Genomic DNA, 10,916 nt, shown 5'->3' with positions numbered 1-10,916 from the left:
TTGGGGGGTTGGGGTTGAGGTTCGTTCCTACCGTCTAGTTGAGTCCCCTTAAAGGGACTCCTACTTAACTAGTTAACTCCTACCGGGCCTTAAGGCCCGAGTCGATAACCAACACTCCTGTTAAGGATCGGCCTGAAGGCCGATCCGTTAAGGGGTACGAGGGTCCTACAGGACCCCTGGCGACACTCGCCCACCTTCACACCCCCACCACGTCTCCGACTCCTGGGGGTGAATCACCATGCCCAGGGCTCCTAAGAGGGAGTTTTGTTAGCTCTTGTTCCGGTTCATGGCGAATAGGCCGGGTTCTGGTTCGGTGAGGACGTCTCGGCCGACCAGGCGCTTGAGCTTGGCGCGCATGTTCTCGACATGGCGTGGCTGATCCCCGACGTTCAGGGCACGGCACAGGTCCTTGGCGCGCAGGCCGCCGTCGGTGCGGGTGAAGACGGCGAGAATCTCCTGGTAGGCGGGCGGGAGCGGCTCCTGGCTGCTGTCGGGCTGGTCCTGCTGCTCGTGCTGTCGTCCAGCGATCTCGAGCAGGGTCTGCCGGGTGAGCTGCAGGCGGGAACCAGCTGCTGGGTGTCCTCCAACCGGGAGGACAACTCGGCGATTCCGGCGCGCAGCCGGTCGACCTCGGCGTGGGCATCCTGTTCCCGTTGGTCCAGGTGCCGCAGCAGCTCATCGGGAACCACCGGGCCCCTTCACGCCGCCAGGCCCAGCAACGACGCCGACCGCCAGGTCATGGTGGCGGTGCCGGTCAGCCGGCGGGTCATGTTGTCGGTCATCGACCAGTAGACCATCGACTCGGCGCTGGTGGTCAGCCGTTCGTAGTCGCGGACCAGACGGCGGTGCAGCATCAGCGTCCCGTAGACCTGCTCGGCCACCCATCGTTTGGGCAGTGGCACAAACCCCCTGGTCTGCGGGTCGCGGTGGACGGTCTCCACCGCGATGCCCAACCCGGCGCCGTGTCAGGTGACCGCGTTCTTGAACCCGGCATCCACCCACGCTCTGGTGACGGAGGGGTTGTCGATGGCGACCTTGTCCAGCAGCGCGATGCCGATCGCGTTGTCGTGCACGCTCGCGGCGGTCACCACCACCGCGATCACCAGTCCGAGCACGTCGGAGGCGATGCCCCGCTTGCGGCCCCGGCTCTTCTTTCCCGCGTCCAGCCCGGTGGTGGAGGCAGGCGCGTTGATCGAAGCGTGCACGGTCTGGGTGTCCAGCACCACCGCGCTGGGGTCCTCGCGGCGTCCGGCCCGCTCCCGCACCTGACAGCGCAGCAGGTCGTGGATGGTCTGGTCGGTGCCATCGTCACGCCAGGCGGCGAAGTAGTAGTACACCGCGGTGTGCGGCGGAAGGTCGTGTGGCAGGTACCGCCACTGGCAGCCGGTCCGGGCCTGGTACAGGATCGCGTTGACGATCTCCCGCATCGCGTAGCGGCCTTGATGACCACTGACCGAGGGGTGCCGCTGCTTCCAGGCCGCGATCACCGGCTCGATCAGCGCCCATCGCCCGTCGGATAGATCGCTGAGATAAGGCTCACGCTCGCCCATACCGCCAGTCCACCGCAGCCACAGTGAACGTCAACCTTCCGTCACAAACCCCTCACTCTCGGGAGAACGCACACGAGGGCAATCCCTCACAAAACTCCCTCTGAGAAGTGCCTGGAAGCTGGCTGCCCCAAGCCAGCCACCAACGCGGGGCGATGCCAGATCCACTACGTGCCCTGGCAACAGACAAGTCCCCGGAACCTGACGCGGCCGACCAACGCCGCGACGCTGATGCGCAAGGCCCGTCGCCGAGATCGTGAGCGCTGCTACCTGTGCGGTGGCCCCGGACGGATCGTGGACCACGTTGTAGCCGTCGCCGACGGCGGCTCCTGGGACCTGTCCAACCTGGCCTGCATCTGCCCCGACTGTCACACCTTGAAGACTCGAACGGAGGCCGCGCGGGGGAGGGCGCGTCACCAATGAGCAATGAAGATCACACCCAGGGCTGTGGCCCAGGCGGTAACTGCGGCATGTGTCCCAGTCCTTGCTTCCTTACTGATACAGGCTCCTTCGCCGCCCTCATTGAGCTTGGCCCCCTCTCCGAAGACCAGCTCTACTCCGACACCGACGCCCTCGGGTGTGCTCGCTGGGACTTCCCCGAAGCCGCGTGCGACGTCGACTCCTGCATCCACAACTACTTCTGCTTCGACAAGTACGAAGCCCACGCCGACTCCTAAGCAGACCAAGTCGGCCACCCCGAAGCCCAAGCCGAAGCCTCCCCCGGCTCCCAAGCCCAAGCCGCCGCCGGGCACGGTCAGTACCTTCCTCAAGGTCGCCGCTGCCGAGGCCAAGCTCGGCATCTCCGGGGCCCCCAACAAGTACACGCGCTGGTACGCCGTCTTGAAGGGCGACACCTACTTCACCACCGCCCCCTGGTGCGCGATCTTCGTGGCCTGGGTGGCTCAGCAGGCCGGTTTACGGGCCAAGGTTGGCACAGACGCCTACACGCCCACCTGGGCCGCCTGGTACGCCTCCAAGGGCCGCTGGCACACCACGCCGAAGGTCGGGGCGATCGTGTTCTTCGACTGGGGCGGCAGCAAGAGCCGGGTCAACATCGACCACGCGGCCATTGTCGAGAAGGTCAACGGCGACGGCTCGATCGAGACGATCGAGGGCAACTCCTCCGGCCGGGTGCAGCGGGTGCATCGCTCCAGCAGCATCGTTGGCTACGGATATTGGGCCTGAGTCCCCTACTCCTGAACTCAGGCTCTACAGCACATGGGCTGTCAGCAGCAACTATCGCGCCGTAGGGCCGGTGGGGCTGACAAGGCGCACGCGAGGGCGGGTTCCGAGCGCCACACACTTCTTTCTTCATCAACCGGAGGTACGCACATGGCGGCACCCAGAGGCAGGCGCATCAGCTCCCCGACCGCCACGGCGGCCGAGACACCGGACACCGAGACCGAGACCGACGCTGACGGCGTCATGACCGTGAGCGATGTGCTCGCCGGCCGTTACAGGTTCGTCAGGGGCGAGTGATGGCAGGCCGCGGACCGGCTCCCAAGGAGAACGCGGTCCGGCGCAACGCCGTGGACCTGTCCCATCTGGAAGGCGACGAGGACGTCCCTGACCGGATGCGCAAGCTGTTCAAGCGGGACGGCTACTCCGTAGCCACCTGCCGCTGGTGGGACACCTGGGTCGACGCAGACCAGTCCGAGAGCTTCAAGGCGACCGATTGGATGCGCCTTCAGATGCTCGCCCCTCTCGTTGAGGCGTACTTCCGCCGTCCGGGTCACAACGCTCTGGCCGAGATCCGGCAGAACGAGTCGTTGCTTGGCGCGACGGTCACCGACCGCATGCGCCTGCGGATGAACAAGGCCGAGAAGAAGGGCGAGGAGAAGCCCGACAAGCTTCCCGAGAACGTCGCCGACTTCGAGCTGTACCGGCAGCTAGGTGGGGTCTAGTCTGCCACCTTGGTCAATGTTGCGGTTGACCATTCTCCACTGGCCGCTCTGGAGCTATAGCTTAGCGAGCCAGTCCAGTCATACCTGAGCTCTACAGCCATCTCTTCGATACACTTTTCCACACCTACGGTAATTACCTCACGCAATTTCAACTCATTTCCGGAGACCACCTTCGAAAGCTCGTCGTAGCCACTACACCCAAGCTCCTTGTATTCAGCCGTGGCAACAGATTTCCCCAGCTCACCACCCTTGATCCTCAGCTTGAGCGTGTAGTTTTGACTGCCAAACTGAGCGACTTGTCCGAACCATGTGCCGATGAAGCGAGCCGGGACCTCTTGCCGCAAGGAGGCAGGAGTCGGCGGCGCAGCGCGTTTTACTGATTTGATGCTGGGCTTCGGACTACTTATCGATACGGACCTTGGCCGATCCTCATCGTGCGTAACTGGAGTTGACTGGGCGCTCGTCCTCCGAGCCTCTGCACGGTCTGCTTCATCGCCCCGATAAGACAGCACGCCGTAAAGCAAGCTAGCCGTAGCCACTGGGAAACCAAGCACTCCTACCCACCACGATATCTGCTTTCCCGTACGGGTCTCACTAATGGGGGCCCTTTGGGCCCTATGTCCATTATTTGCCACTTTACACCTTCCCGCATTGGAACGGTCCCCCCTATTCAACTCAGGGATTTTATCCCATTTTGTGGGCTGGTGTTGGGCGAATAGGGGGTGGTGCCTGTGCAAACGGCCAACCTCCCGAGGGAGTTCCCCCACCAAGCCCCTCACAACGACTGGACTTCGAGCTGTACCGGCAGCTCGGCGGCGCGTGATCAGCTCTCCAGCTCTCGGATCTTCGTCCGAGCATCTCGCAACTTCTCGTACGCCTTCCGCGCCTTCTCAGCCTCGGCGCGACCGTTGTACCAGCCCACTTGGAGCTTCGGGAACCACTCGCCGATCTTGTCAGGGTTCTTGAAGAGGTACACAACCGTAGAGACGACACCCGCGCTACTAATACCGGCCACAGCCAGCTCGATCGTGAGCGGCGAGTTCATCGAGAGACGCGTTACGAGCATGCTCTCGATGGCCAGGATGCGAAGGAAGGCGGCTGCCTGCGAAGCCAGAGCCTCGTCATCCGCCTCATCAACCGCGTCCTGCAGCTCGCTGGCTTGCGCTGCCATGTCGACCGCCCCGACGAAGGCGTGAAGGGCGGACAGCACCTCTATGACGTCGAAAAGCACCGGCGCTGAGACACCCCTGGGCACAGGCGCGATTCGCTCGCGCAGGGTTTCCGGATGCTCGATGACCACTTCAAGCCTGTTCGCAATACCGGTGCGCTCTGCTGATAGCTCCGTCACAAATTTCAGATCGTAGGGGGGTGATGTCCGATGCAATGCGGACGTACTCCCCGAGAACGTCGCCGACTTGGAGCTGTACCGCAGCCTCGGCGGCGCGTGATCCCCCGCACCTGACATCGAAAGGCATGCCCATGGCCATGGCTCCCAAGCCCAAGCGACCCGCCAAGAAGCCCACCCCCAAGCCCGCCCCGGCGACCGCCAAGCGTGGCGGCAAGGCCGCGCCCTTCCCGCCGAAGAAGACCGGGAAGGGCTAACTGACCATCGACGACTGAACCGCCCTCCGGGCGACCTGAGCACCCGGAGGGGGGTGACCCACACCCCATGCAAAGTGGCAACCTTCCCGAAGGTGTTCCCCATCCTCAGCGGTCGCTGGGCTATCAAATCCTGCGATGGGGCGAGAGGTATCTCGTCCAGCCGGATGGCGAGAACGCAGGCGATCCGTGGCAGTTCACCGTCGAGCAGAAGCGTTTCATCTTGTGGCTGTATGCCATTGATGAGAAGGGCAAATGGCTGTACGACACAGCCTGCCTTCGCCGTAGCAAGGGGTGGTTACCTGGGGCAAGACCCCGGTCCTTGCGGCCCTGGCCATCGTCGAGTTCATCGGCCCGTGCAGGTTCAGCTACTTCGACGAGGCCGGGTTCCCGGTGGCCAAGCCGGTCGGCCTGCCGCTGATTCAGATCGCCGCCACCTCGATCGACCAGACCGCGAACACCCGCGACATGATCCGCGGAATGCTGGCCAACTCGCCAGCAGAGGTCGAGTACGACCTTGAGATCGGCAAGGAGCGCATCCAGTTCCGCTCCGGCCGTCCGGGACGCATCGAGCCGGTAACCAGCTCCAGCCGTGGCCTGGAGGGCGCCCGGCCCACGTTCGTGGTCGGGGATGAGACCCACCACTGGGTGCCGAACAACGGTGGCACAGCGGTGTTCGAGGTGCTCGACCGTAACGTCCGCAAGACGGCCGGCGCGGGCTCGCGCATCGTGGAGTCCACCAACGCGTTCAACCCGAACGAGGACTCTGTCGCTCAGCGCACCTACGACGCGTACTTGAAGAAGCCCAACGGCAAGCTCCTGTACGACTGCGTGGAGGCCGACTCCGACGAGATCGACCTGAAGGACGAGGACGCTGTCCGGCTGGGTCTCAGGCAGGCGTACGGCGACTCCAAGTGGGTTGACCTTGACGGCCTGGTCGCTGCGATCCAGGACCCGCGTACGAGCCAGGCACAGGCGTACCGCTTCTACCTGAACAAGATTCAGGAGTCCGCTGACGCGTGGATGGCCAAGCCCGTATGGGACGGCCTGCGCAAGGACGACGACCCGATCAAGGCTGGCGACCAGATCGCCATCGGCTTCGACGGGTCGCTCTACAGCGACTCCACCGCGATCGTCGGCTGCCGTCTCCGCGACGGCAAGCTGTTCATGATCCACCTTGACGAGCAGCCCGACCCGCAGTTCTCCAAGCTCGCCGCCGACTGGCAGGTCGACACCCTGCTGGTGGACAAGCGGATGCGCGAGGCGTTCTCCACCTACCGCGTGGAGTGGCTCTACGCCGACCCCTCCTACTGGCAGAACGTCGTGGGCACCTGGGCCTTGGACTTCAAGGAGAAGGACAAGGACGGGCGAGAGATCGTCTTCGAGTTCTCCCCGCAGCGCGCCTTGCAGATGACCAAGGCGGTCGAGCGGATGCACACCGCAGCCCACCTGGCCGAGGACATCTGCCACGACGGCAACCCCGACCTGGGCCGCCATGTGGCCAACGCGGTCGTCTACGAGGTCCCCCAGGGGGTGCTGATCCGCAAGGAATCCAAGCGGTCCAAGAAGAAGATCGACGCCGCCATCGCGGCGATTTTGGCCTATGAGGCCCGAGCGGAAGCCATTGCCGACGGACGTATGAAGGTCCGCCGAAAGGCCCGCCTGCGAAGCTACTAAGGAGGCTGTCCCCTTGACTGTTGGCCGCATAGGGGTACGCCCCGAGTCCCCGCTGGACTGGATCACCTACCTCGAAGGCAAGCTGAACGCGCAGGCGTCCAACAGCCAGAGGTACCTGGACTACTACGACTCCGAGAACAAGAACCTGGCCTTCGCCCAGGCGAAGTTCTCCGAGATCTTCGGCGGGATGTTCACGGGCTGGAGGGACAACTTCTGCCCCCTGATCGTGGACTCGATCTCCGAGCGGCTGCGTGTCCAGGGTTTCCGCATGGGGCCGGAGGAGCCGGCCGATACCGACGCCACCGAGATCTGGCAGCGCAACTTCCTCGACGCGGACTCCAACGCCGGTCACATCGACGCCCTGGTGCAGGGCAGCTCGTACGTGACGGTGTGGGGAGACTCCGAGGACCAGCCGGTGATGGTGCCCGAGAGCGCCCAAGAGGTCGTTTCCAGTACGAGCCCGGCTCCCGGCGCAAGCTGGCCGCTGCGATGAAGCAGTACACCGACGACTGGGGCGGGGAGTACGTCACCCTGTGGACCCCTCAGACGGTGTACACCAGCACCCGCATGGGTGACGGCATGAAGTGGGAATCGCCGAAGGAGGTTACGAATCCTCTCGGCGTCGTGCCGGTGGTTCCGCTGAACAACCGCTCCCGGCTGCGGATGGTGCCGTTCTCCGAATTGGCGGCGATCATCCCCGTCCAGGACGCCATCAACAAGATCACGGCGGATGCCATTGTCGCGTCCGAGTTCGCTGCCTTCCCGCAGCGAGTGATTTCCGGCGTGGAATCGCTTCCGGATGACGCCACCTCGGAAGAGGAGGCTGCCGCGCGAGCGGACGCCGTACGCGCCTACATCGACCGCATCCTCACTCTGGACAACCCCGAGGCCAAGTGGGGCCAGTTCCAGGCCGCGGACCTCAACAACTACGTGGCTCTCATCGACATGCTCGTCCAGCACATGGCGAGCCAGTCCAGGGTCCCGTTCCACTTCTTCCTGCTCAATGGCGGTCAGGCTCCTTCCGGGGAATCCATTACCGCTGCCGAGGCAGGGCTCGTGGCTAAGGCCCACGAGCGGATGCTGCACTTCGGTGAATCCTGGGAAGAGGCCATGCGGCTTGCATTCCTGGTCAAGGGCGACACGTCCAAGGCCAAGGCGTACAACGCAGAGACCATCTGGGCTGACCCCGAGTACCGCAGTAAGGCCGCTATGGCTGACTCCCTGCTGTAGATGAAGGAACTCGACGTTCCGGTCAAGCAGCTCCAGGAGGAGTACGGCTACACGCCGATCCAGATTTCTCGCTTCGCGCAGATGCGCGAGGAGCAGATGAAGGAGACCCAGCGGCTGGACGAGAAGTACGGCCCGCCCCCGGCCGTGCTCGGCCCGGATGGCAGGCCGCTGCCCCCGAAGGGACAGCCTGGCCAGCAGCCGCCCCCGCGCCCTCCCAGACCGCTAGGCTGGCTCGATGCGTCTCGTCGTTGCCCGCTGCACCGTGGACTATGTAGGTCGTCTATCAGCGCATTTGCCCTCAGGCATCCGTTTGGTGATCTTGAAAGCCGACGGTTCGGTGAGCATCCATGCCGACGACCGGGCGTTCAAGCCGCTCAACTGGATGAACCCCCCGTGCAAGCTGCGCGAGGAGGAGACCAGCTGGACCGTCACGCACGGCAAGACCGGTGAGAAGCTCATCTTGACGATCGAGGAGATCCTGCACGACTCCTCCCACGAGCTGGGCGTCGATCCCGGGCTCCAGAAGGACGGCGTCGAGGCGCACCTGCAGGAACTGCTGGCCGACAACATCGCCACCCTCGGAGACGGCTGGACGCTGATCCGCAGGGAGTACCCCACGGCGATCGGTCCGGTGGACATCCTCTGCCGCGACCACCTGGGCGGCACAGTCGCCATCGAGATCAAGCGGCGCGGCGAGATCGACGGGGTCGAGCAGCTCACCCGTTATCTCGAGCTGCTCAACCGCGACAGCCTGCTCGCGCCGGTCAAGGGCGTCTTCGCCGCGCAGGAGATCAAGCCGCAGGCCCGGGTGCTCGCCGCCGACCGCGGCATCGACTGCGTCACCCTCGACTACGACGCCCTGCGCGGCATCGAGCGCACCGACACCCTGTTCTGACCACCGTCACCGCGAGGGCCGCGGCGCTCGGAACCTGTTCATCCCGGTGACGGAGTTCCACAAATAGAAAAGGCGCGTATTGGTCGACCGGTGAGCCGTCGACCCCGCGCTCGCGAATTACGCAGGCCTTGAGGCCGAGCCCGGAAAAGGCGTCCAGAGCCGCGCCTCCGGTCGCGCCCCGATGCCATATCACACCCATGCCATAATCGGCCGCGCAGCGCCTCGCGCCGCCGGAGCAGGTAGGCCGAGACCCGCTCGAACGCCGTCCCCGAAGCGGACGGCTCCGTTCCCCCGCGTCCATGATCCGCGCGTACAGACCGGTAGGTACAGGGCCCATCCGGCCGCCGTGAACGCGAAACCGGCGACCGGCGAAGTAGTCATGTGATCACTGCCAGGACGGTCCGCGCGGCGGCGGGGCCCCGCGCCCCGGGCCGGGAACCCGAACACGGACTTCGGCGAAGTAATGGTGTGAGGAAGTGCCAGAGCGCCCGTTCATTACGTAGTTGACCGGCTACTCAACGAATTTGTTGGGAGTCGGGTGCAACTTTTGGGGTGCTTCAGCACGTCTAGAACATTGACGCGGGGGCAGGTAAGGCGGGCGTTAACGGTTTCCTTACCTTCCGGGGGAAGTGACTCATCATTCTCACCCCTGGTTACGCGTGCTCCCAGGGGCCGACGGCGAATGACATTGCGAGGGGCAAAAATAATGACCGCACGATACGAGGGGTCTTTAGCGTGCTGACGAGGGGGCGCAGGGTCGTCGCACGCGCGGCCGTGAAGCTGCTCAAGCTGGTCAACGCCAGGCGGGCGCGCAAGGCCGTACCGCGCGGCACGAGGACGATCCGCATCCTGCTGTTGCACGCCTACGGGATGGGGGGCACGATCCGCACCGTCCTCAACCTGGCCGCGTATCTGGCCCGCGACCACGAGGTGGAGATCATCAGCCTGATCCGCACCGCCGAGGAGCCGTTCTTCGACCTGCCGCCGGGCGTGCCGGTGCGGTTCCTGGACGACAGGACGGTCCCCCGGGGGTGGTTCGCCGAGTTCCTGGCGCGGCGTCCGAGCAGGTTGGTGCCCGAGGAGGAGAAGGCCTATCTCAGCATGAGCCTGCTGACCGACCTGCGGCTGGTCCGCTTCCTGCGCTCGCTGCGCGGCGGGGTGGTCATCGGGACCCGCCCGGGGTTCAACCTGGTCATGGGCCTGCTCGCGCCGCCGGAGGTGCTCACCGTCGGCCAGGAGCACGTCACCCTCGAATCGCACGGGCCCGCGCTGCAGGCCGATATCAAGAGGCGGTACGGCAAGCTCGACGCATTCACGACGCTCACCCAGGCCGACCTGAAGGACTACACCAAGGCGTTGAAGGCGCAACCGCCCAAACGCCTCCTGCGCATCCCCAACGCCATTCCCAAGCTCGCGGGCGAGGTCTCCTCGCTCGAGGAGAAGGTCGTGGTCGGCATCGGCCGCATCGTCTGGGCCAAGGGTTTCGACCGGCTGGTAAACGCCTGGAAGACGGTCGCGGTGGCACACCCCGACTGGGTGCTGCGCATCTACGGCGGCGGCACGCCCGAGCGCGAGGAGAAGCTGCAGAACCGCATCGACGAGGCGGGGCTGTCGGACAAGGTGTTCCTGATGGGCAGCACGCCCGAGATCGGCGTCGAGCTGTCCAAGTCGTCGATCTACGCCGTCAGCTCGCGCTACGAGGGCTTCGGCATGACGATCCTGGAGGCGATGAGCAAGGGCGTGCCGGTGGTGAGCTTCAACTGCCCGCACGGGCCCAAGGAGATCATCACCGACGAGCACGACGGGCTGCTGGTCCGCTCCAAGAAGGCCGCCGCGCTCGCGGCCGGCATCTGCCGCCTGATCGAGGACGAGGAGCTGCGCCGCAGGCTCGGCGCCAACGCGCTGGCCACCTCCGCGCAGTACGAGATGGACGTGATCGGCGCCCAGTGGGGGGCCCTGCTGGCCGACCTGGAGGACCGCCGCGAGCTGCCCGACCGCTCGCTCGGCACGCCGGTCTAGCACGCGCCCCGCCGGCGCACGCTGCCCTGGCCCGCCTGGCCCGCC

At 65.1% G+C, this 10,916-nt stretch carries 13 protein-coding genes and 1 pseudogene; 11 read left to right on the top strand and 3 right to left on the bottom strand.

The genetic code is table 11. The features are described from left to right. The first annotated feature begins 366 nt into the window (after window positions 1-366). On the top strand, window positions 367-792 hold the full coding sequence (locus tag MYF83_RS31370) for a hypothetical protein (protein ID WP_248964363.1): 426 nt from the start codon (window positions 367-369) through the stop codon (window positions 790-792). Here MYF83_RS31370 and MYF83_RS31365 read toward each other — a convergent pair. Continuing rightward, window positions 699-1,550, bottom strand: a pseudogene (locus MYF83_RS31365) (IS5 family transposase). The gene MYF83_RS31370 and the pseudogene MYF83_RS31365 overlap by 94 nt on opposite strands. A gap of 228 nt (window positions 1,551-1,778) precedes the next feature. Between MYF83_RS31365 and MYF83_RS44545 the strand changes: the two are divergent. From MYF83_RS44545 to MYF83_RS31350, 4 genes are all read left to right on the top strand, one after another. Beyond that, window positions 1,779-1,970, top strand: a complete 192-nt coding sequence (locus MYF83_RS44545) for an HNH endonuclease (protein ID WP_372500297.1) — start codon at window positions 1,779-1,781, stop codon at window positions 1,968-1,970. A 156-nt stretch (window positions 1,971-2,126) separates the two neighbouring features. Further along, window positions 2,127-2,732: a CHAP domain-containing protein gene (locus tag MYF83_RS31360; RefSeq protein WP_248964362.1), complete on the top strand. Its 606-nt coding sequence runs from the start codon at window positions 2,127-2,129 to the stop codon at window positions 2,730-2,732. 147 nt (window positions 2,733-2,879) lie between these two features. Then, window positions 2,880-3,026 carry a hypothetical protein gene (locus MYF83_RS31355; protein ID WP_248964361.1) on the top strand — a complete coding sequence of 49 codons (147 nt, stop codon included), beginning with the start codon at window positions 2,880-2,882 and terminating at the stop codon, window positions 3,024-3,026. Beyond that, on the top strand, window positions 3,026-3,451 hold the full coding sequence (locus tag MYF83_RS31350) for a phage terminase small subunit (protein WP_248964360.1): 426 nt from the start codon (window positions 3,026-3,028) through the stop codon (window positions 3,449-3,451). Before MYF83_RS31355 ends, MYF83_RS31350 begins: the two co-directional genes overlap by 1 nt. A gap of 823 nt (window positions 3,452-4,274) precedes the next feature. On the opposite strand, the gene MYF83_RS31345 is transcribed toward MYF83_RS31350, so the two are convergent. Further along, window positions 4,275-4,799 (bottom strand): hypothetical protein, encoded by a 525-nt coding sequence (locus MYF83_RS31345; protein WP_248964359.1) that lies wholly within the window; start codon window positions 4,797-4,799, stop codon window positions 4,275-4,277. A gap of 131 nt (window positions 4,800-4,930) precedes the next feature. Here MYF83_RS31345 and MYF83_RS43185 point away from each other — a divergent pair, with 131 nt between their 5' ends. The 5 genes from MYF83_RS43185 (at window position 4,931) to nucS (ending at window position 8,852) form a co-directional block, all read left to right on the top strand. Then, window positions 4,931-5,053 carry a hypothetical protein gene (locus MYF83_RS43185; protein ID WP_279340304.1) on the top strand — a complete coding sequence of 41 codons (123 nt, stop codon included), beginning with the start codon at window positions 4,931-4,933 and terminating at the stop codon, window positions 5,051-5,053. Between the two features lie 291 nt (window positions 5,054-5,344). Further along, complete coding sequence (locus MYF83_RS31340; RefSeq protein WP_248964358.1) at window positions 5,345-6,727, top strand: terminase TerL endonuclease subunit; 1,383 nt, start codon at window positions 5,345-5,347, stop codon at window positions 6,725-6,727. A 13-nt stretch (window positions 6,728-6,740) separates the two neighbouring features. Next, window positions 6,741-7,220 carry a hypothetical protein gene (locus MYF83_RS31335; RefSeq protein ID WP_248964357.1) on the top strand — a complete coding sequence of 160 codons (480 nt, stop codon included), beginning with the start codon at window positions 6,741-6,743 and terminating at the stop codon, window positions 7,218-7,220. Then, the gene (locus MYF83_RS31330; protein ID WP_248964356.1) at window positions 7,217-7,957 is read left to right on the top strand and encodes a phage portal protein; all 741 of its coding nucleotides are present in this window, start codon (window positions 7,217-7,219) and stop codon (window positions 7,955-7,957) included. The genes MYF83_RS31335 and MYF83_RS31330 overlap by 4 nt, the downstream gene beginning before the upstream one ends. Window positions 7,958-8,192: 235 nt before the next feature. Beyond that, window positions 8,193-8,852: an endonuclease NucS gene (nucS, locus tag MYF83_RS31325; RefSeq protein ID WP_248964355.1), complete on the top strand. Its 660-nt coding sequence runs from the start codon at window positions 8,193-8,195 to the stop codon at window positions 8,850-8,852. On the opposite strand, the gene MYF83_RS44540 is transcribed toward nucS, so the two are convergent. Next, window positions 8,797-9,051, bottom strand: coding sequence for a DUF4865 family protein (locus MYF83_RS44540; protein WP_372500296.1), 255 nt, complete (start codon window positions 9,049-9,051; stop codon window positions 8,797-8,799). The two genes, nucS and MYF83_RS44540, sit on opposite strands and share 56 nt — an antisense overlap. Window positions 9,052-9,587: 536 nt before the next feature. Between MYF83_RS44540 and MYF83_RS31320 the strand changes: the two genes are divergently transcribed. Then, on the top strand, window positions 9,588-10,871 hold the full coding sequence (locus MYF83_RS31320; protein WP_248964354.1) for a glycosyltransferase family 4 protein: 1,284 nt from the start codon (window positions 9,588-9,590) through the stop codon (window positions 10,869-10,871). Window positions 10,872-10,916 lie beyond the last annotated feature (45 nt).

This window comes from Sphaerisporangium perillae (assembly GCF_023276435.1).
Taxonomy (GTDB): Bacteria; Actinomycetota; Actinomycetes; order Streptosporangiales; family Streptosporangiaceae; genus Sphaerisporangium; species Sphaerisporangium perillae.
Note: the sequence above shows the minus strand (reverse complement) of the source record. Positions and strands in the feature narration are given on the sequence as shown.